Source organism: Camelimonas fluminis (assembly GCF_014656355.1).
Classification (GTDB): Bacteria; Pseudomonadota; Alphaproteobacteria; order Rhizobiales; family Beijerinckiaceae; genus Camelimonas; species Camelimonas fluminis.
In genome coordinates, this window is the sequence record NZ_BNCG01000013.1 from 82,179 (window position 1) to 101,291 (window position 19,113).

The 19,113-nt window shown below is 65.2% G+C and carries 18 protein-coding genes and 1 tRNA gene; 6 read left to right on the forward strand and 13 right to left on the reverse strand.

What is annotated here, in order from left to right; genetic code table 11:
• Positions 1-172: 172 nt before the first annotated feature.
• From gor to IE243_RS14460, 6 genes are all read right to left on the reverse strand, one after another.
• On the reverse strand, positions 173-1,537 hold the full coding sequence (gene gor, locus IE243_RS14435; RefSeq protein ID WP_191320093.1) for a glutathione-disulfide reductase: 1,365 nt from the start codon (positions 1,535-1,537) through the stop codon (positions 173-175).
• A gap of 163 nt (positions 1,538-1,700) precedes the next feature.
• Positions 1,701-2,990, reverse strand: a complete 1,290-nt coding sequence (locus tag IE243_RS14440; RefSeq protein WP_191320094.1) for an O-antigen ligase family protein — start codon at positions 2,988-2,990, stop codon at positions 1,701-1,703.
• A 267-nt stretch (positions 2,991-3,257) separates the two neighbouring features.
• A complete protein-coding gene (locus IE243_RS14445; protein ID WP_191320095.1) occupies positions 3,258-3,764 on the reverse strand; it encodes a DUF2059 domain-containing protein in 507 nt (168 codons plus the stop codon).
• A gap of 172 nt (positions 3,765-3,936) precedes the next feature.
• Complete coding sequence (locus IE243_RS14450; RefSeq protein ID WP_210319866.1) at positions 3,937-4,521, reverse strand: GNAT family N-acetyltransferase; 585 nt, start codon at positions 4,519-4,521, stop codon at positions 3,937-3,939.
• Between the two features lie 2 nt (positions 4,522-4,523).
• Complete coding sequence (gene rpiA, locus IE243_RS14455; RefSeq protein WP_191320096.1) at positions 4,524-5,219, reverse strand: ribose-5-phosphate isomerase RpiA; 696 nt, start codon at positions 5,217-5,219, stop codon at positions 4,524-4,526.
• Positions 5,220-5,375: 156 nt separating this feature from the next.
• Positions 5,376-5,771 (reverse strand): hypothetical protein, encoded by a 396-nt coding sequence (locus IE243_RS14460; protein WP_191320097.1) that lies wholly within the window; start codon positions 5,769-5,771, stop codon positions 5,376-5,378.
• Positions 5,772-6,011: 240 nt separating this feature from the next.
• Between IE243_RS14460 and gph the strand changes: the two genes are divergently transcribed.
• The 4 genes from gph to IE243_RS14480 all read left to right on the forward strand — a co-directional run bounded on the left by gph (position 6,012) and on the right by IE243_RS14480 (position 10,681).
• Positions 6,012-6,707, forward strand: a complete 696-nt coding sequence (gph, locus tag IE243_RS14465) for a phosphoglycolate phosphatase (RefSeq protein ID WP_191320098.1) — start codon at positions 6,012-6,014, stop codon at positions 6,705-6,707.
• Between the two features lie 179 nt (positions 6,708-6,886).
• Entirely contained in the window at positions 6,887-7,699 is an 813-nt protein-coding gene (locus IE243_RS14470; protein WP_191320099.1) for an enoyl-CoA hydratase/isomerase family protein, read from the forward strand.
• A 259-nt stretch (positions 7,700-7,958) separates the two neighbouring features.
• Positions 7,959-9,158 carry an ABC transporter substrate-binding protein gene (locus IE243_RS14475; protein WP_191320100.1) on the forward strand — a complete coding sequence of 400 codons (1,200 nt, stop codon included), beginning with the start codon at positions 7,959-7,961 and terminating at the stop codon, positions 9,156-9,158.
• 326 nt (positions 9,159-9,484) lie between these two features.
• A complete protein-coding gene (locus tag IE243_RS14480; protein ID WP_191320129.1) occupies positions 9,485-10,681 on the forward strand; it encodes an ABC transporter substrate-binding protein in 1,197 nt (398 codons plus the stop codon).
• 166 nt (positions 10,682-10,847) lie between these two features.
• Here IE243_RS14480 and IE243_RS14485 read toward each other — a convergent pair.
• A tRNA-Val gene (locus IE243_RS14485) sits at positions 10,848-10,922 on the reverse strand.
• 312 nt (positions 10,923-11,234) lie between these two features.
• Between IE243_RS14485 and IE243_RS14490 the strand changes: the two genes are divergently transcribed.
• Complete coding sequence (locus tag IE243_RS14490) at positions 11,235-11,819, forward strand: L,D-transpeptidase (RefSeq protein ID WP_191320130.1); 585 nt, start codon at positions 11,235-11,237, stop codon at positions 11,817-11,819.
• Between the two features lie 179 nt (positions 11,820-11,998).
• Here the strand turns inward: IE243_RS14490 and IE243_RS14495 are convergent, their stop codons facing one another.
• From IE243_RS14495 to IE243_RS14510, 4 genes are all read right to left on the reverse strand, one after another.
• Complete coding sequence (locus tag IE243_RS14495) at positions 11,999-12,421, reverse strand: gamma-butyrobetaine hydroxylase family protein (protein ID WP_191320101.1); 423 nt, start codon at positions 12,419-12,421, stop codon at positions 11,999-12,001.
• A 416-nt stretch (positions 12,422-12,837) separates the two neighbouring features.
• Positions 12,838-13,929, reverse strand: a complete 1,092-nt coding sequence (locus IE243_RS14500; protein WP_191320102.1) for a TRAP transporter substrate-binding protein — start codon at positions 13,927-13,929, stop codon at positions 12,838-12,840.
• Positions 13,930-14,136: 207 nt separating this feature from the next.
• Positions 14,137-14,448, reverse strand: coding sequence for a hypothetical protein (locus IE243_RS14505; protein ID WP_191320103.1), 312 nt, complete (start codon positions 14,446-14,448; stop codon positions 14,137-14,139).
• 483 nt (positions 14,449-14,931) lie between these two features.
• Positions 14,932-16,071 (reverse strand): Mrp/NBP35 family ATP-binding protein, encoded by a 1,140-nt coding sequence (locus tag IE243_RS14510; protein WP_191320104.1) that lies wholly within the window; start codon positions 16,069-16,071, stop codon positions 14,932-14,934.
• Between the two features lie 355 nt (positions 16,072-16,426).
• Between IE243_RS14510 and IE243_RS14515 the strand changes: the two genes are divergently transcribed.
• On the forward strand, positions 16,427-17,305 hold the full coding sequence (locus IE243_RS14515) for an NAD(P)-dependent oxidoreductase (RefSeq protein WP_191320105.1): 879 nt from the start codon (positions 16,427-16,429) through the stop codon (positions 17,303-17,305).
• A 271-nt stretch (positions 17,306-17,576) separates the two neighbouring features.
• Here IE243_RS14515 and IE243_RS14520 read toward each other — a convergent pair whose 3' ends face one another.
• Positions 17,577-18,338: an MBL fold metallo-hydrolase gene (locus IE243_RS14520; protein ID WP_244643181.1), complete on the reverse strand. Its 762-nt coding sequence runs from the start codon at positions 18,336-18,338 to the stop codon at positions 17,577-17,579.
• A 2-nt stretch (positions 18,339-18,340) separates the two neighbouring features.
• Entirely contained in the window at positions 18,341-18,955 is a 615-nt protein-coding gene (locus IE243_RS14525; RefSeq protein WP_191320107.1) for a glutathione S-transferase family protein, read from the reverse strand.
• Positions 18,956-19,113 lie beyond the last annotated feature (158 nt).

Sequence of the window (19,113 nt, forward strand, 5' to 3'; positions counted from 1 at the left end):
GCCGGCTGACGCTGTTGCGCTGCGACGGACATTCCCGGAAGCGGGGCTTATACCGCCGAAGTTAACAATAATGAAGTCTTTTGAGCGGCGCCTTCAGGGCGGAGCGACCTGGGGGCTGCGCGCCGCCCGGAGGCGCTCAAAAACAGGCGGGTCGCGCCCGCCTGTTTCCGGGTTACGGATTGACCGGCGTGCGCAGGGTCACCAACTCCTCGGCCGCGGTGGGATGCACGGCGATGGTCCGGTCAAAGTCCGCCTTGGTCGCGCCCATGCTCACGGCGATGCCGAGGACCTGGATCATCTCGCCCGCCCCTTCGCCAAGAATGTGCACGCCAAGCACCCGATCCGTGACGCGATCGACGATGATCTTCATCATCATCCGCTCGGCGCTGCCGGAGAGGGTCGCCTTCATGGGGCGGAACGCGGTGCGGAAGATCAGCACGTCGCCGTGGCTGGCGCGCGCCTGCTCCTCCGTCAGGCCGACGGTTCCGATCTCCGGCGTCGAGAACACCGCGGTCGGAATCAGGCGATGATCGACTGTGGTGGGACGACCGCCATACACGGTGTCGGCGAAGGCGTGGCCTTCGCGAATGGCGACCGGGGTCAGATTGACGCGATTGGTCACGTCGCCCACGGCATAGATCGACGGAACGCTGGTGCAGGAATAGTCGTCCACCTGCACCGCGCCCAGCGCATCCAGCTTGACGCGGGCTTCTTCCAGCCCCAGGCCACGGGTATTTGGCAGGCGGCCGATCGCCATCAGCACCGCGTCGACCTGAACCGTTTCGCCATCGCTCAACGCAACGTCCAGGCCGTCGCCGGTGCGATCGATGCGCGCCAACTGGCGGCCGAGGCGCAGGTCCATCTGCTGGTCAAGGGCGGCTGCGAGGCCATCCTGCAGGTCATGATCGAAGCCGCGCAACAGCCGGTCGCCACGATGAACAAGCGTCACCTCGCTGCCGAGGCCGGCGAAAATGCCCGCGAATTCCACGGCGATGTAGCCGGCGCCAACGACCATGATGCGGCGCGGCTGGCGCGGCAGGTGCAGGGCCTCATTGGAGGTGATGGCGTGCTCGACGCCAGGCACGCCGGGAAGCTGCGTCGGCCAGGCGCCGGTGGCGACGAGGATGCGCTCCGCGGTGACGATGCGGCCATCGGGCAGCAAGCGCACGGCGTTGGGACCGGCGATCACGGCGCGGGCGTCGACGATCTCGACGCCGGAATTGGCCAGATTGTTGCGATACAGGCCTTCCAGCCGGGTGATTTCCGCGTCCTTGCGGGCGATCAGGCTGGCCCAGTCGAACGCCGGGGCCTGGGGCAGCGTCCAGCCGAAACCGGCGGAGTCGCTGAATTCGTGAGCGAAACGGCTGGCGTAAACCAGCAGTTTCTTCGGCACGCAGCCGCGAATGACGCAGGTGCCGCCCATGCGAAACTCTTCTGCGACCATGACGCGGGCGCCGTGGGTCGCCGCGATGCGCGCCGCGCGCACGCCGCCGGAACCACCGCCAATGACAAACAGGTCCACGTCATACGCGCTCATCTGGCAAGCTCCTGTGACGGCGCGCCCCAAAGCTGGCGCCGTCTCTTTTCAAAAAACAGCCCCTGGAGCAATTCCCGAGCTACATGGATCGGGGATTGCTCCAGTTTCCTTGTTTGGAGCGAATTCTGATCGACCAGACCATTCCGTCTGGTCAAAAAGCGCTCTAGCTGGCGAGAGTGTCGCCCGCCGCGGAAGGTGGCGCCGTGTCGTATCGCACGGCTTCGAAGGATTTGCAGAACCAGATAGCCGCCGCGCCGAGAATGGCCAGCCACCACCCCTGCCAGGCGCCGTGCCCCACCTCGGCGATGATGATGACGGCGGATATCGCCGCCAGCGCGGGAGGCAACTCCTCGCGCCGGCGCAGCATCAGCAGCGCCTTGCCGAGCCAGGCGAGCGCCACCGCCGCCAGCAGCGCGCCAAGCGCGCCCAGTTCGGACCAGATCTGCAGAAACATGTCGTGGGGATGGCCAACGGCAAGCAGGGTTCGATGCTCGCCAGGAATCAGCCGCGCCACCGGCGCGTCGCCCATTTTCGGGCTGACGCCGAAGCCAACGCCGGTAAACGGCTGCAGCAGAACCACTTCGCCGAAGCTCTGCCAGATCTCGACCCGATCGCGGGCGTGCAGGGCTTGCAAACGGTCCAGCGCCCAGCCGGGCACGGCGCGCTGGGCCAGGTCGCCCTTCAGCGGCGCCAGAGCCAATGCGGCGAACAGGCCGGCCATCACCAGCCCCCAGGCGAAACGCGGGGCGAGACGGGCCAAGCCAAAAGTCAGGCCGCCGCATATCAGCGCCAGCATGGCGGCGCCGGAGACAGACTTGAACACCGCCACGGCCATCAGCAGACCCAGCGCGCCCATCGTCAGCCCGCGACGCGGCATGCCTTCCGACAGGCTCCATAGCGGCCAGTACAGCACGACGAAGCAGATCACCGGCTTGTTGAGCACGAACAACGCCGGACGCATGCCAACGGCGTAACGCCAGGCCATGCCGGTGAACAGCTCGACCAGCACCTCGACGCAGGCCAGGGCAAACAGGCTGGCGAACAGGATAAAGACAGCGCGTCGTTGCAGCCGGCCAAGGCTGAGGCCGAGGATGACGGCGGCGACCAGCGGCGCGAACGCCTCGCCCATGGCGAACAGTCCAAGCCGGGGAAACGGATGCCAGAGCAAAGACACGGCGGCGAGCGCCGCGAACAGGGGCAGGAAGGCGCCGGGCAGCGACCTGGCGCCGGCCCAGGCCCTGGCGACAAGAGCGCGCCCGCGCCCGCCAGTCACGGCGCCGGTCAGGGCAAGCAACGCGGCGACGCCAATGAGCGCCGCCGAGGAGCGCACGGCGAAGGCCAGGGCCAGCGGCATGGCCGCCAGCACCACCCATGCGGCCCGCTCCAGATAATCGCCAGGGCTGCGGGCGGGCGCCGGGGCTGGCATGTGGTTCAAGGGCGTGGCTCTCGACATGTCTGGCGTTCCCCGCCCTGTTCTTGCGCCATCTCGCAGGTAACCGGAACAGATCCGGCCATGACCCTGCGGGTGGGGTTGCGGCCGGAGCAGCAGTCAATATCCGCCCGCGCCATTGCCGTCGGCGCCAACCCGTCGACATCAGGCAACAACCGTCGCCCCATCGCCGTCAGCGCCGACGTCACGCCCGGAGCTGCTCCGGGCCTTCACGTCTTTGCGCGCATTGACGAACCGCCAGCTCCTCTGGCTGGACCAGAACGTCTTGTATCAGAATGTCTTGCCGCGCTTGCGCAGTTCGTTGCGGATGCGCTCGACCACGACGCCCGAGAGGGACTGCGTCCAGTCCTGCATGCGCGCCATCATCTCCTGCATGACGGCCGGCTGGCTCTGCACATATTTCACGCCCGCCGGCGAGGTGAAGAAGGCCGCGATCTGCTTGAGATCAGCTTCGGGAATCTGCTCGGCGAAAATTTTCGCCGCCACGTTGACCATGTCATTGGTCTTCGCGTTGATCTCGGGCGTGATCGTGGTGATGATTTCCTCAACGTCCGTCCTGATTTCGGGGCGCGTCACCAGCTGTTCGCGCACCTGGGCGAACAGGCCCGGAACCACGGCCTCAAAGGAACGGTCGAGGCCGGAAGCCTTCACGACTTCACGGGCCACGGTCATCTGGGCCTCAGTCGGCTCCTTGCTCTGGGCCAAAGCGGCGCCGGCGGCCAGAGGCGCCGTAACCGCGATCAGGCCGACGGCGGCAAGGCGGGCAAATCGATTCATCAGTCTCTCCAGCTCACCAGTTTCCAGAGCCATGCAGCTCCAACCTGTCGTCCTGCGCACCGCACGCGCGGGTTCGCGCGCCGTCGTCAGAAAACGTTTTCACCTCGCACCAAATTCCCGTGCGCGAAATCCTGTCGCCTGGGTGCATCCCCGGCGCCTGAACCTCATACGATCATTTTTGGCCTCGGGCCACCGCGTGTTCAGGAGCGGCGACAGCGCGCGTCATGTACGACGCCGTCGCGTCGTATTTCCGCGCCGCCGCCTGCAACGCCGCGTCCGGCGAAGACGCAAAGCCGCACCGTCGCCAGAATGCCGCTGCGCCATTCACCGCCACCAGGCCAAGGCAATCAAGGCCAGCTTGCGCCGCCACCGCCGCGGCGCGGGCCACCGCCGCCCGCGCCGCGCCGGTTCCGCGCGCGACGGGCAACAGAGCCAGGTCATGCAGATAATACAGCGCCGGAAACGGCGGCAACGCGCCGAGCAGGCTGTCAAGCGCGGGCGGCGCGCCGGCGGTCCATGGGTGGGAAACCAGATACCCGCCCAAACGGCCGCCAGCATCGCCACCGGGATCGTCCCCCGCCGCTGCCGGCGTCTCCAGCACCATGCAGCCTTGCGGATACAGGCCGAGACGCTCGGCGAACACGGCGGCGTCCTCGGGGTAGTCGGGGTGAATGACGGCGGCCAGCTTCAACACCTCCGCCAGATCCCCGGCGGCCATTGCGCGCCAGGTTCCGCCGCCGGAAGCCGCCGCCGCCATGCTCACACCTGCCCCAGTTCGATCAGCCCGCCTGGCGCGGCCAGCACCACGCCGGTGGCCAGGCCAATGAACAGGCCATGCTCCACCACGCCCGGGATGGCGACGAGCGCGTCGGCCAGCGCCTCCGGCTGCGGCAGAACGCCGAAGTGGCAGTCGATGATGCAATGGCCGCCATCCGTGACGAAAGTCTTGCCATCGCGCTGGCGCAGAGTCAGTTCGCCATTGCAGCCACAGCGGGCGGCGGCGGCGGCGATCTGCCGGCGGGTCACTTCCAGGCCGAACGGATTGACCTCGACGGGCAGCGGGAACTTGCCAAGCGTGGCGACCTTCTTGCTGTCGTCAGCAATGACGATCATGCGCCGGCTAGCTGAGGCGACGATCTTCTCGCGCAGCAGGGCGCCGCCGCCGCCCTTCACCAGGCGCAGCTGTTCATCCAGTTCGTCGGCGCCGTCGACCACCAGGTCAAGCTCTGGCGTCTCGTCCAGGGTGGACATGGGAATGCCCTCGCCCTCGGCCTGGGCCTGGGTCGCTTCCGACGTGGCCACGCAGACCACTTTCAGCCCACCGCGAACCCGGTCGCCCAGCAACTCGACGAAATGTTTCGCCGTGGAGCCGGTGCCCAACCCCAGACGCATGCCGTCGGTCACCGCCTCGAGGGCGCGCGCCGCCGCCTGGCGCTTCAGATCTTCTGAACTCATCCTGTCCTGTCCCGGTCGCGCCGCCTCTCGCGGCGGATTGTCTGGAGCAAAACGCGATCCTGCCGGACCCGGATTGCGCCAGACGCTGAAATGATGCGTTTTGCATGACTGACGCCTGCCCCCAACGCGACGCGCGCCCGACGTCGCCGAAACCGCTTATCTGGCCTGCGGCGTGCAGACGACCTTCTCATTGAAGACGTAGCAGATGCTCATCTCGCCGGTGCGATCGTTGATGCGGAACACGCCGCCTTCCCGCTCGTGACGTGAGGTCACCAGCCGGTAATCGCCCGGCGTCTGCGCGCCGCCGCCTTCGCCCGGTCCATAGCACAGGGTGACGCCGACAGAACCTTCTTTCAGGCCGTACTGACAGGCGCCCATTTCGCCGGTGACGCGCTCGACGCGGTAGATGCGGTTGAGGTCGACCTGCGGCGCGGGGGCGAAATCAAAATTGCCGGCGCTTGCCGCCGTAGCGCCCAGCGCGGACACGGCCAGCGCCCCCGCAAACACCACGCGCCGCAAACCGGCTGACGCGGCGCTCTTCTTCTGCGACATGTATCCAATCCCCGTGACAAGAAGCGACGAATCGACCGCTGGCGGACACCGACGGCGCTACTGTATCAGAGTCGCTGACGGCCATATCATGACCGGCGCAATTTCTGCCCGAACCCAGTTCTGCTTGCATACGAGGCTGCTTGCATACAAGCCTGCTTGATAAAGGCCTGAAATCAGTGCGTCGCCGCATCCGCCAGTCAACCTGTCCGGCGGGGCGGTCCATATTCCGCAGGAGCAGACATGATCACCCCGCCGACCCTGGTGCTGGATCTGGACGGAACCCTGGTGGACACCGCGCCGGACCTGCTGGCGACGCTGAACGCCGTGCTGGCGAGTGAGCGCCTGCCGCCCGTGAACCTCGACCAGGTGCGGGCGATGACCGGCGCCGGCGCCCGCGCCCTGCTGGAGCGCGGCATGGCGGCCGCCGGCGTGGCGGCCGCGCCTGAGCGGATGGATGCGCTGTTCGCCGCATTCATCGACCATTACGCAGCGCATATCGCCGACCATTCGCAACTGTTTCCCGGCGCGCTGGAGTCGCTGCAACGGTTTTCCGACGCTGGCTGGCGGCTGGCTGTCTGCACAAATAAACTGGAAGGCCTGGCGCGCCTGCTGCTCGATACGCTGGAGCTGACGCCGCGCTTCGACGCCATCGCCGGCGGCGACACCTTCGCCTTCCGCAAACCGCATCCCGGCCATATCCTGGAGACCGTGCGGCTGGCCGGCGGCGATCCGGCGCTGGCGGTGATGGTGGGCGACAGCGCCGCCGACATCAACGCCGCCCGGGCCAGCGGCGTGCCGGTTGTCGGCATGACATTTGGCTACACCGACATTCCGGTGGCCGAGCTGAACCCCGACGTTGTGCTCGACCATTTCGACGACCTGTATGAGGCCGTCGCCGGGCTGTTGCCGGCGCGCCGCCAGGCCGCCGGGGGCTGACCGGCGCACCGGGAGCGCCGCGCACGCCACCTTGCGACGCCCTGGGAATGACGGGTTCCGGAAGACCGGGCCGCCGACGCGTTCCCGCCCGCATGCGCCAGCGCCTCTCGACAGGGCGCCGCCGGCGTGCTGTTTCTGGGCAAAGCCAGCTCAGAACGAAGCACAACGGGAGACACGCCATGGACGCCGCCACCGCGCCGACGGTTCAGGAAGTTCTGTATGACGTTGACAGCCACGTCGCGACCATCACCCTCAACGCCCCGGAGCGGATGAACACCATCTCCGGCCCCATGCTGGACGAACTGACCCAGCTGCTGGTGCGCGCCAACGAGGACCCGGACGTCCGCTGCGTCATCCTCACGGGCAAGGGCCGCGCCTTCTGCGCCGGCCTCGACCTGCGCCCCAAAGGCGAGGCCGGCGCCAAGCTGATGAGCTCCGCCTCCTCGCCCACCAACCTGAACCTGCGCAACACGCCGCCCACCGTGATGCACGCCATGGACAAGCCGATCATCTGCGCGGTGAACGGCGGCGCCGCCGGCTATGGCATGGACACGGCGCTGGGCTGCGACATCCGCATCATGGCGAAATCGGCCAAGCTGGCGGCGGCCTTCACCCGGCGCGGCGTGGTGCCGGAATCGGGCGGCACCTGGTTTCTGCCGCGCATGATCGGCTGGTCGAAAGCGGCGGAGCTGATCTTCACCGGGCGCACGCTTTCGGCTGACGAATCGGTTGAATGGGGCCTCGCCTCTTATGTGGTCGAGGACGACCAGCTAATGGCGAAAGCCCGCGAACTGGCGCTGGATATCGCCAGCAACGCCCCGCTCGCCGTGCAGGCCTCCAAGCGCATGATGCGCATGGGTCTTTCCGAGCAGTTCAATGACCACGTGCACCACGTGTTCCTGCAATTGCTGCCGCTGTTCAAATCGGAAGACGCGGCGGAAGGCATGACGGCCTTCATGGAAAAACGCCCCGCAGTGTTCAAAGGCCGCTGAGGTTCGGACAACGTCTGGAACTTGCCCGCCGGCAATGACGCTCCACAGGCAGGGCCCAAAAGTGAGGCGGCCATTGACGGCGGGCGCCGCCCCGGGCCAACCTCGCTCCAAACAAATGCGCACATGGATGTGACTGCGACGGCGCGACCGGCGATCTCCGCAACGGAGCATCGCAGCCGTGCTGCGCGCATCCATGCCCACAATGAATACGAAAAGACGGCGGCCTGCCCCAGGCGACCGCCGGCCGGGGAGGAAACCCATGAAACACCTGCTGAAAGCCGGCGTCGCCGCGCTTGCGCTGATCGCCTGCGTCGCGGCGGCCCAGGCTGAAACCATCCGCATCGGCGTGCTCACCGACATTGCCGGCCCGCTCTCCGACGCCCAGGGGCCGGGATCGGTGGAAGCTGCGCGAATGGCGGTGGAAGACTTTGGCGGCAAGCTGCTGGGCGAGAAGGTCGAGGTCATCGGCGCCGATCACCAGAACAAGGCCGACATCGGCGCCGCCATCGCCCGCGACTGGTACGACACCCGCAACGTGCGGATGATCATGGATCTTGGCAGTTCCGCCGTGGCCATTGCCGTGCAGAACATCGCCAAGGACAAGAATCGCCTCTCCGTCGCCACCGGCGCCGCCAGCAGCGAGCTCACCAACAAGCATTGCAACGCCAACGCCATCCAGTGGGGCTATGACACCTACCAGTTCGCCAAGGGCATCACCGGCCCGGTGGTGAAGTCCGGCGGCGACAAATGGTTCTTCATCTCGGCCGACTACGCCTTCGGCCATGCGCTGGAGAACGACACCCGCAAGAACGTGGAGGCCATGGGCGGCAAGGTGCTGGGCTCGGTGCGCCACCCGATCAACAATCTCGACTTCTCCTCCTTCCTGATGCAGGCCAAGAACTCCGGCGCCAATGTCATCGCCATCGCCAGCGCCATCGCCGACCAGCAGAACGCGCTGAAGCAGGGCCAGGAGTTCGGCATTTTCGACGACAAGACCAAGGCGGCGGCCATGGCGCTGCTGCTCTCCGACGTGCATTCGGTGGGCCTGAAGGCGTCGCAGAACACCACGGTGTCGTCGATTTTCTATTGGGACGCGGATGATGAGAGCCGCGCCTTCTCCGAGCGTTACGCCAAAAAGATGGGCCGCCCGCCGTCCGAGACGCAGGCCATGAACTACAGCGGCACGCTGGCCTGGCTGCGCGCGGCGGAAGCGGCGAAATCCGTGGAAACCGACAAGGTGCTGGCGCAACTGCGCAGCGGCCCGATCAAGGCGCCCTTCATCAGGAACGGCGAACTGCGCGCCGACGGCAAGCTGGTCCGCGATATCTGGCTGATGAAGGTGAAAGCCCCTGAAGCCTCGAAGAAGCCGTGGGATTATCTGGAGATCACCGGCACGATCGCCGGCAAGGACGCGTTCCGGCCGGTTTCGGAGTCCGAGTGCAAGTTGCTGAAGGGGTGAAGAACTGACGTTCACCAGACCAGACGCCCGGCTCACCGCCGGGCGTCCGCGTCACGTTCTTGTATATACCCAATTCTTCCAGATATGACCTGAAGCCAATAGACACAAAATCTGCAAACACACCTGAATACCCGGATAATATACTGCTCATATTTTATACGAAAGTATAATATTCATTCAAATACATCTCCACGCAATCACATTGCGACCCCCTGCCATATCCGCCATGATCCGTCCGGAACCAGAACAAACGGTCCGGAGGAAACATGACCACTATCCGCAAGGCGTTTGCCTCTGCGCTGTTTGGCGCGACGGCTGTTGGGGCAATGGCAATTGGCGCAACGACACTTGGGGCGGCGCTTGCCGCGCCAGCGGCGGCGCAGACCGCTGACAGGCCAGTGAAGATCGGCATGATGGGCGACCTGGCGTCGGTGTATTCAGACATCGGCGGCAAGGGCGGCATTGAAGCCATCAAGATGGCCATTGAGGACTTCGGCGGCGAAGTGCTCGGCAAGAAAATCGAGTTCGTCGCGGCCGACAGCCTCAACAAGCCGGACCAGGCCTCCGCCATTGCCCGCCAGTGGTACGACAATGACGGCGTCGACGTCATTCTCGACCTGCCAACCTCGGCCACCGCGCTGGCCACCATGCAGATCGCCAATGATCGCAAAAAGGTCGTGATGGTGACGGGCGCCGGCAGTTCCGACATCACCGGCAAGCACTGCTCGCCCTACACCGCTCACTGGACCTGGGACACTTACGCCAACGGCAAGACCGTGGGTCAGGCGATTGTGAAGGAAGGTGGCGACACCTGGTTCTTCATCACCGCGGATTATGTGTTCGGCCACTCGCTGGAGCGCGACACCAGCGAGTTCGTCAAGGCAGCCGGCGGCAAGGTGCTGGGCAGCGCCAGACACCCACTCAACAACCAGGACTTCTCTTCGTTCCTGCTGCAGGCGCAGAACTCGAAGGCGAAGATCGTTGGCCTGGCCAACGGCGGCGGCGACACCATCAACTCCATCAAGCAGGCGGCTGAATTCGGCCTGGGACAGAGCGGCCAGAAACTGGCCGGCCTGGTCATGTTTATTTCCGACATTCACAGCCTCGGCCTGAAGACGGCGCAGGGCCTGGTGATCACCGAGGCCTGGTACTGGGACAAGGACGAGAAGACCCGGGAGTTCGCCAACCGTTTCTTCAAGCGCACAGGCCGCATGCCGACCATGAACCAGGCCGCGAACTGGAGCGCCGCCACCCATTACCTCAAGGCGGTGAAGGCCGTGGGCTCCACCGACGCTGACAAGGTGATGGCGAAGATGCGCGAGACCCCGGTGAAGGACATGTTCACCGACAATGGCGTGCTGCGCCAGGATGGCCGCATGGTGCACTCCATGCTGCTGCTGGAAGTGAAAAAGCCGGAAGAATCGAAGAAGCCCTGGGACTACTACAAGATCATTGCCGAAGTGCCCGGCGACCAGGCTTTCCGCTCCCTCAAGGATGGCGGCTGCCCGTTGGTCAAGCAGTAACGTCAGGATTGTTTCCGGCGGGGCGGACGCCGCTTCGCCGGAAACATCCGCAGCCACCTCACGACAAAGCTCCCGGCCAACCAGGAGCGTTCCGCAGCATGCCAGCCATACGCAAGAGCGGCCAATGTCCGCCGCGCGTTGATGTCTGGTTGAATTTTCAGGAAGATGGTGGGCGGTACTGGGATTGAACCAGTGACCCCACGCGTGTGAAGCGTGTGCTCTCCCGCTGAGCTAACCGCCCTAACCGGTTGCGACGCATGACGTCGCCGGGAATGCGCCACTCATAGGCGCCGCCGCGGACGTCGTCAAGCGCCCCCCTCGCCGTCATGCACAGTTTCCCCGAAGACCTCTTCAGGCCGCCCACCGCCGCCCACGGCAACTGTTGCCTATGGATCACGCCCCCCTGGCAATCGCCCCTTCCGGCGCCCCGCCGCATTGCCTGTTAACCCCACCTTGAGCATTTTGTCGCAAACAAGGGAACATTGCGCCAGTTCGGCGTATTTCCCGATATGTAACGTCACATTTCACCCCAGGTTTCCCGGACGAGGCAATGATGCGTCGCTTGACTTTCGGTATGGTCGGTCTGTTGGCAGGACTGGCGTCGTTCGCGCCGTCTGCATTTGCCTATCCCGAGATCGATCCGCTCACCCGCCAGCCGCTCGTCTATGATGCTCCCAACTTCAGGGCGAAAGCGACGAATATCCCGCGCACGGTCGTGGAATATTCTGGCAAATACGCGCCTGGCACCGTCGTCATTTCGACCTCCGAGCGGCGGCTGTATTTCGTGCTGCCGGACGGCAAGGCCATCCGCTATGGCATCGGCGTCGGTCGCGAGGGCTTCTCGTGGGCGGGCTCCGAGCGCGTCACCATGAAGCGTGAATGGCCGACGTGGACGCCCCCCGCCTCCATGCTGAAGCGACGCCCTGACCTGCCGCGTTTCATGCCCGGCGGCGAAGACAATCCGATGGGCGCGCGCGCGCTGTATCTCGGCAACACGCTTTATCGCATCCATGGCTCCAACGAGCCGGAAACGATTGGCCAGGCGGTCTCGTCCGGCTGCATCCGGATGATGAATGAGGACGTGATCGACCTTTACGCCCGCGTGCCGGTCGGCACGCGCGTGGTGGTGGTGCGTTAAGGCGAGTTGCCGCCGCGACATCAAGAAGAATGAAAAGGGCCGGAGTTTCCGGCCCTTTTTTATTTTATGCGTCAATCACAGCGCATTCCGCCGATGCAGCCTGCCCGGCCGGGGCAGCGACATCCGGCTCCAGCGAAAAGCGGAGCCCGTCGCAGCGGGAAATCTGCGACCCTCCTGATTTAACGCCCCTTCTTCAGGAAACCCGGGCTCGCCTTTCCCGGAAATGCCTGGCGACTCATGCCCTTGTGCGCGAGCTCAGCCAGGTACTCGCCCCACATGGCCTCCTGCCTGGTGACCATGCTGCGGAGCAGGCGCCAGCCATACAGGCCGGTGTCATGGCCATCATCGAAAACAATGCGCACGGCGTAATTGCCGATCGGCTCCAGCGCGGTGATGCGCACGCCTTGCTTGCCGCCAACGGTTTTGCGATCGGCGGCGCCATGGCCTCTCACCTCCGCCGACGGGCTCCAGACCCGCAAAAATTCGGCTGACAGTTCGCCGCTCACGCCATCGGTGAAGGTAATGACCAGCCCATCCTTGCCAGAGCGCAACCGGAGTTCCTCCGGCCATGCCCCATCATCCCCAGCGTCATGTCCGCCCATGCTGTCCTCTCCGGGGCGCTTTCCAGCGAACGCCCAGCCATGCCCGAAAGCCCTGACCGGGCCGCGCGTCAAGCGCATTCAGTCCGGGCGCATTCAATTCATGTCCATTCAATCATGCAGCCCACGCTGCATTCCAGCGTGATGAAGCCACACCCGGGCAACCTTTCGCGCAAGATCACAGCTGCAGCGCCGCCGGCGCCCAATGCACGGCCAGCAGGCGGCACATTCTGCTGTTCCGCCCAAATGTCCCCGGAAAAAGCAAAACGCCAGCCGAAAGGCTGGCGCTCTTCCTTCTCAGCTCTCTCCCCCGGCGGCTGCGCAAGGTCGACGCCGGCCGGTCAGGACGCTTCCGGTGAAACCTCACTCACTGGAAACCTCCCGCCCCGTTGACCGGGCGCGCTGCCGGCGCGAAAGCACTATCCTCCCCTGGCGCGGGCGCGGATCATGAAATTGTCGAAGGTATATTCGGCGACCTGCCACCACAGATACGAATCGTTGCGGAAGGTGCGGACGGCCTCATACACCTTCTTGAACTCGGGATTCTTGGCGGAGATCTCGTCATAGAGCTGGTTTGAAACCTTGTAACAGGCTTCCATGACGTCCTGGGGGAACGCCCGGAGCTGGGCGCCGCCAGCAACCAGACGCTTGATGGCGCCTGGATTCTTGGTGTCGTAGTTCGCCTGCATCTGCTGGTTGGCCATCAGCGCCGCCGTGCGCACCACTGCCTGATAGGTTTTCGGCAGCTCGTTAAACTTGGCCTGATTGATGAAGAAGTTGAGGGCGGCGCAGCCCTCCCACCAGCCAGGATAGTAATAATATTTGGCGACGCGGGCGAAGCCGAGCTTCTCGTCGTCATACGGCCCCACCCATTCGGCGGCGTCGATGGTGCCCTTTTCCAGCGCCGGATAAATATCGCCGCCGGCGATCTGTTGCGGCACGCCGCCGAGGCGCTGCAGAATTTGCCCAGCGATGCCGGCGATGCGCATCTTGAGCCCGTTCAGATCCTGAACCGAGTTGATCTCCTTGCGGAACCAGCCGCCCATCTGGGTGCCGGTATTGCCGCCGGGCAGCATGGTCACGTTATATTTCTTGTAGAACTCGTTGAGCATGTCGAGACCACCGCCGGTGAGGAACCAGGCGTTGATCATGCGCGCATTGAGACCAAACGGAATCGCCGAACCAAAGGCAAAGGTCGGATCCTTGCCGACGTAATAGTATGAAGCCGTGTGACACATCTCCACGGTGCCCGCCTGGACAGCGTCCAGCGCCTGCAGGCCGGGAACAATTTCATTCGACGCGAAGACATGGATCTGGAATTTGCCGTCGGTCATATCCGAAACGGCCCTGGCGAAATCTTCCGCCGCCCCGAAAATAGTATCCAGCGATTTTGGAAAGCTCGACGTGCAACGCCAGCGTACTTCAGGGGCAGATTGAGCAATAGCTGGAGAAGCAACCGCAGCGCCCACAACGCCTGTGCTGGCGGCCTGCAAAAACTGACGACGCTTCATCGCGTTTTCCTCCCGCGGATCCGGAACCGAACCATCTACGTGCAAGAGAAAACCAGCGCGACAGGCATCGCGCAACAGAAATTACCAGCCGTGGCATCATACATTGGTTGAGACGCCCAGGATTGATGCTGATGTCTGCGCCCGGATCGCCGGGCCTCCCCACTCCTGCTGCAAGGCGTGAAGCGCTGGATGAAGCCGCGGCGCCTGTCACCAGCCGGCGACAGGCGGCCAGACCACATGGCGCGCGACCGACAACAACGGCGCGTCCCTCTCCGGGAAAACCACCGGGGTCCGCCGTTGCTCCAGGGCGAGCCCTGTCCGAGCCCGATCCGACGCCGCCGCATGGCGTCCGGATTCACCGATGAGAACGCCGTACCCGCCAACAACAGTCAGAAGAACAGCTCCGACCACCGGCGAACGCACCCGGCGCGCCTGCCGGAGGGCGTCGATGGGCCCGCCTGTCACGTCGGCGGCGCGCAGGGGACAGACAGAAAACGGAATATCGTGGCGGCCTGGCATGCGCGCCTCCTCTTCCTTGCATACCTGGAGCTGGCGCAGCTGGAACTGGCGATCAGGAGCCGGATTGATCCCAGGTGCTCGCGGACCTGACGCCCACGCGAACCAGTTGCCAGATGCTATGAAAACGCCCGCCGCCAGTAAAGCAGCAAACCTCGCCGCAAACCGCGACATCTGCGCGCGGTAAATCATCATTATTCTGAAAATAAATTTGTCACATTTTACTCATTCAAGAAATATTCTGCGACAATACGTCGTAATACGAACGTATGATCCAGCTGCGCTCCCGCTTTTGGGCACGCCGCCGCGCGTATGCCCCCCGGGTGCGCGGCGCGCCCGGGTGAACGCTGGTTCGATCGGGTTCCGGGGGCGCGACGCCGGCGGTTCAGCGTCCGGCAGCAGCGCCCGGGCTCGGCCCGACGAGACGCGCATCGCCACGCAGCGCCCCTGCCGCACCGCTTTCCGTCCCCGGTGCTGGCGTCGTCCTCAATCGATGACGATGCGCGGAGCCTGACGGGCCGGGGCGCCAGCGACCAGACGGGAGGCGACGGCCTCCGCGATGCTCCGGTAGGCCGCCGCGTGCGGCCCATCCGGCTCGGAGATCACCACCGGACGGCCCGCATCCGAGGTTTCGCGAATGGTCATGTGCAATGGAATCTCGCCGAGGAATGGCGCGCCGATGCGCTCCGCCTCGTGGCGGGCGCCGCCATGACCGAAAATATCAGAGCGGGTCCCGCAAGCGGGGCAGATGAAGGTGGACATGTTTTCCGCCACGCCCAGCACCGGCACGTCGACCTTGTCAAACATGGCGACGCCGCGCCGGGCGTCGATCAGCGCCAGATCCTGCGGCGTCGAGACGATGACCGCGCCGGCCAGCGGCACGTTCTGCGCCATGGTCAGTTGGGCGTCGCCCGTGCCCGGCGGCATGTCGACCACCAGCACGTCCAGATCGCCCCAGACCACCTCGCGCAGCAGCTGCTGCAAGGCCGACATCACCATGGGCCCGCGCCAGATGATGGCCGCCTCGGGATCGACCAGAAAACCGATGGACATCACCTTCACGCCCCACCGCACCGGCGGCTTCAGCATGCGGTTCTCAAGCATCTCCGGCTTTTCTGAAATACCGAACAGGCGCGGGGCCGAAGGGCCGTAAATGTCCGCATCGAGCAGGCCGACGCTGAGACCCAGCCCCGAGAGCGCCAGAGCCAGATTGCAGGCGGTGGTGGACTTGCCGACGCCGCCCTTGCCGCTGGCCACCGCCACGATATGACGCACGCCCGGAACCGCGGCGCGGTTGCGCCCCGCAGCGGCGCGCGACGCGCCAGGACCCTGGCCGGCGCCGCGACCTGGCCCCGGGCCTGGGCGTCCGCCAGCCCCAGGCGTCGATTCGGCGGTGAGCGTCACCAGCGCGCCAGCGACGCCCGGCAGCGCCGCGATGGCCTGCTCGGCCGCGCGGCACAAGGGCTCCATTGCGGCGGCCCGCGCCGGTTCCGTGCGGATCGCCACATAAACGCGGTCGCCATTGATGGCGACATCCGACATGAGGCCCGTTTCCGGCAACGGCGTCGCGCCGTCCGGCCCGGGCACGCGGGCGAGCGCCGCCAGCACCTGGTCCCTGGTGATCATGGCGTTGGTATGAGGCGCCGTCCCCAGGGCGGTCAATGCGTCCGTGGCGCGCGGCTGTCTCTCCCCGTCTGGCTGCGGCGGCGGTCGCCACGCCGCCGCAAGATGCTCTATGAAGGGCTGGCGCGTTTCCCCTTCAGATCTGAATCAGTGAAACGCTTTTCATCTGGTCGGATGCATTGTCGTCGCACATGGCGCGCACCCCTGGACCGAAACGTCATGGCGCCAGCCATCGACGCGTTTTCGACGACGTGCGCGCCGCTTTGCGTTAAGGAAACGCGTTCGATCAAACGGGCGGAGCAAATTCCCGTTCAGTGTGGACGGATTTTGGCTCTGGCGGGCGCAAGAGGAGTGCGGCATGGCGAAGACGGCGTTTCTGGGCCTGGGCGTGATGGGCTTTCCCATGGCCGGGCATCTGCGGGCCAACGGGCACGAGGTCACGGTTTACAACCGCACGGCGTCCAAAGCGGAGGCCTGGGCGGCCCGCCATGGCGGACGCATCGCCGCGACGCCGCGCGAGGCCGCCGCCGGCTGCGACTTCGTTTTCGCCTGCGTCGGCAATGATGACGATCTGCGGCAGGTCTGCTCCGGACCAGACGGCGCCTTCCACGGCATGAAGCCTGGCGCGATTTTTGTGGATCACACGACAGCCTCCGCCGATGTGGCGCGGGAGCTGGCGGCGGACGCCGCGGCGCGTGGCCTCGGCTTCATTGACGCGCCGGTGTCGGGCGGCCAGGCCGGAGCGGAAAACGGCGCCCTCACCGTCATGTGCGGCGGCGACGCCGGGCAGTACGCCAGGGCGGAGCCGGTTATCGCCAGCTTCGCGCGCGCCTGCCGGCTGATGGGGCCAGCTGGCGCCGGACAGTTGACCAAGATGGTCAACCAGATCTGCATCGCCGGCCTTGTTCAGGCCCTGGCGGAGGGCGTCAGCTTCGCGCAGCACGCCGGACTGGATGTTGAAGCCGTGGTGGATGTGATCTCAAAGGGAGCGGCGCAGTCCTGGCAGATGGAGAACCGTCACAAGACCATGAACGACGGGCAATTCGCGTTCGGCTTCGCCGTCGACTGGATGCGCAAGGACCTGTCGATTTGTCTGGCCGAAGCAGGTCGCAATGGCGCCAGCCTGCCGGTGACAGCCCTTGTCGACCAGTTTTATGGAGAGGTGCAGGCGCTTGGCGGCGCCCGTTGGGACACCTCAAGCCTCATCGCCCGCCTGCCAAAAGCCGGCAAGGCCTGAGTAGCCTGCCCCGTCTGGCGAACCGGAGGCCGGAGATACGGGTCTCCGGGCTTGCTGGACGATGACCGGCTTGCGTCACGCTCACGCCAGATCGCGAAGATGCTGGCGTATTTGCGGTGAAACCCGGTTCACCCGAAATGCTCCATCGCTTTAACCTGGCGCATCCGCGACCTGAAAAGCCTAAATCAATGTGAAGCATTTCCCGCAGGACATACTTTGCGCCGCTCAGGTTTTACCAAACCCAAAGTGTCATGTTCATTGAGTTCTGGCGTCACACCTCCACGACCAGCCCATCGTGCGCCAGCATGTAGCCGCGCGCGTGGGCATGGGCGGTTGCTTCATCCGTCAACATGCCCGGCCCCATGTGGGTCAGCATGATGCGCCGCGCCCGCAGCAGGTCGCGTTTCGCTTCGATGACTTCCAGGTCCAGATGTGAGGGCACGACGCCATAACGTCCCTTGCCGCGCCCCATGCACTCCAGAATCAGCAGGTCGGCGCCGTCAGCCACATCAGGCAGCGCATCGGTCCAGGTGGTGTCGCCGGAAAAGGCAAGCAGCCGCTCGCCATGACGCACGCGCAACCCGGTGGCCGGCGCGCCGGAAGGGTGGATCACCTCAATGCTTTCCACGGTAAAGCCGGCGACCTCCACAGGCGTCCGCAGCGGCAACTCCGCCAGGTGCATCGGGAACCGCCACGACGTCCGCCATGTTCCCGCGAACATCGCCTCACACAACGTCGGCAGGCGCGTCGCCATCCCGGGCGGCCCCATCAGCAGCAACGGACGGCGCCGGTGCGCCTCATACTGGCTGTCCAGCAGCAGGAACGGCAACCCGCCGTAGTGGTCGCCATGCAGATGCGACACCACCACGGCGTCAACATCGGTCGACGCCAAACCCAGCTTTTTCAGTGCAATCAGCGAGGATGCGCCAAAATCAAGCGCAAGGGTCCGCCCGCCCGCATGGACCAGGAAGCAGGTGTTGAACCTGCCTCCGGCTCCAAAAGCGTCGCCACATCCGACGACCGTTACGCGCATGCTCAGGTCGCGCTGGCGCTGGGGCGGGCCGAGACATCCGCCCGCCAGCGATTGAAGTTCGCCAGATCGTCCGGAGGGGCGATTTTCGCCACCTTGCCGAAATCAACCACGCAGATGGCGGTGATGTCGGCGATGGAGAACGCGTCGCCGGCGATGAACGCGCGGTTCGCCAGCTCCTGGTCCAGCACGCGCATGAAATCCACGGCCTTGACCTTGTTGGCCTCGCCCCATTCGGCGATCTGCGGCTGCTCCATGGCGGCCATGGCCGGGTTGATATGGCGGAAGGCGGCGAAAATCGGTTGGGCCAGGTAGAACTCCACGTGGCGGTTCCACATTTCAACCAGCGCCCGCTCTTTGGCGTCGCGGCCGAACAGGGCCGGCTCGGGATGCAATTCCTCAAGATACCGGCAGATCGCGACCGACTCGGCGATCACGGTTCCATCGTCCAGCTCCAGCGCCGGCACGCGCTGCACGGCCGTCACCTTGCGAAAAGCGTCGCCCTTGTGCTCCGCCGTCGCGAGATTGATGGCGACGCGCGGAATATCAATATTTTTTTCGGCCATGAAAATGTGCACGCGGCGTGGGTTGGGCGTGCGCGGCGTCTCGTAAAGCTTCATCCCTGGCTCCCATACGATCTTGGCGTCAGGGGAACATTGCGCACACGGGAGGTCAACAGCTCCGCAACGCGGCCCGGGTCTTACCCACACGCTCCAGCGCGGCGGCCTTGACGCGCCAACGGGTCTGTTTCCGAAAGTTCGGGCTCCAGGGATCCGCG

What these genes read in the sequence shown, in the direction of transcription:
- gor (WP_191320093.1), bottom strand. Translation starts at nt 1,537, where the DNA reads ATGAGCGCGTATGACGTGGACCTGTTTGTCATTGGCGGTGGTTCCGGC.
- IE243_RS14440 (WP_191320094.1), bottom strand. Translation starts at nt 2,990, where the DNA reads ATGTCGAGAGCCACGCCCTTGAACCACATGCCAGCCCCGGCGCCCGCC.
- IE243_RS14445 (WP_191320095.1), bottom strand. Translation starts at nt 3,764, where the DNA reads ATGAATCGATTTGCCCGCCTTGCCGCCGTCGGCCTGATCGCGGTTACG.
- IE243_RS14450 (WP_210319866.1), bottom strand. Translation starts at nt 4,521, where the DNA reads ATGGCGGCGGCGGCTTCCGGCGGCGGAACCTGGCGCGCAATGGCCGCC.
- rpiA (WP_191320096.1), bottom strand. Translation starts at nt 5,219, where the DNA reads ATGAGTTCAGAAGATCTGAAGCGCCAGGCGGCGGCGCGCGCCCTCGAG.
- IE243_RS14460 (WP_191320097.1), bottom strand. Translation starts at nt 5,771, where the DNA reads ATGTCGCAGAAGAAGAGCGCCGCGTCAGCCGGTTTGCGGCGCGTGGTG.
- gph (WP_191320098.1), top strand. Translation starts at nt 6,012, where the DNA reads ATGATCACCCCGCCGACCCTGGTGCTGGATCTGGACGGAACCCTGGTG.
- IE243_RS14470 (WP_191320099.1), top strand. Translation starts at nt 6,887, where the DNA reads ATGGACGCCGCCACCGCGCCGACGGTTCAGGAAGTTCTGTATGACGTT.
- IE243_RS14475 (WP_191320100.1), top strand. Translation starts at nt 7,959, where the DNA reads ATGAAACACCTGCTGAAAGCCGGCGTCGCCGCGCTTGCGCTGATCGCC.
- IE243_RS14480 (WP_191320129.1), top strand. Translation starts at nt 9,485, where the DNA reads ATGGCAATTGGCGCAACGACACTTGGGGCGGCGCTTGCCGCGCCAGCG.
- IE243_RS14490 (WP_191320130.1), top strand. Translation starts at nt 11,235, where the DNA reads ATGCGTCGCTTGACTTTCGGTATGGTCGGTCTGTTGGCAGGACTGGCG.
- IE243_RS14495 (WP_191320101.1), bottom strand. Translation starts at nt 12,421, where the DNA reads ATGGGCGGACATGACGCTGGGGATGATGGGGCATGGCCGGAGGAACTC.
- IE243_RS14500 (WP_191320102.1), bottom strand. Translation starts at nt 13,929, where the DNA reads ATGAAGCGTCGTCAGTTTTTGCAGGCCGCCAGCACAGGCGTTGTGGGC.
- IE243_RS14505 (WP_191320103.1), bottom strand. Translation starts at nt 14,448, where the DNA reads ATGCCAGGCCGCCACGATATTCCGTTTTCTGTCTGTCCCCTGCGCGCC.
- IE243_RS14510 (WP_191320104.1), bottom strand. Translation starts at nt 16,071, where the DNA reads ATGATCACCAGGGACCAGGTGCTGGCGGCGCTCGCCCGCGTGCCCGGG.
- IE243_RS14515 (WP_191320105.1), top strand. Translation starts at nt 16,427, where the DNA reads ATGGCGAAGACGGCGTTTCTGGGCCTGGGCGTGATGGGCTTTCCCATG.
- IE243_RS14520 (WP_244643181.1), bottom strand. Translation starts at nt 18,338, where the DNA reads ATGCGCGTAACGGTCGTCGGATGTGGCGACGCTTTTGGAGCCGGAGGC.
- IE243_RS14525 (WP_191320107.1), bottom strand. Translation starts at nt 18,955, where the DNA reads ATGAAGCTTTACGAGACGCCGCGCACGCCCAACCCACGCCGCGTGCAC.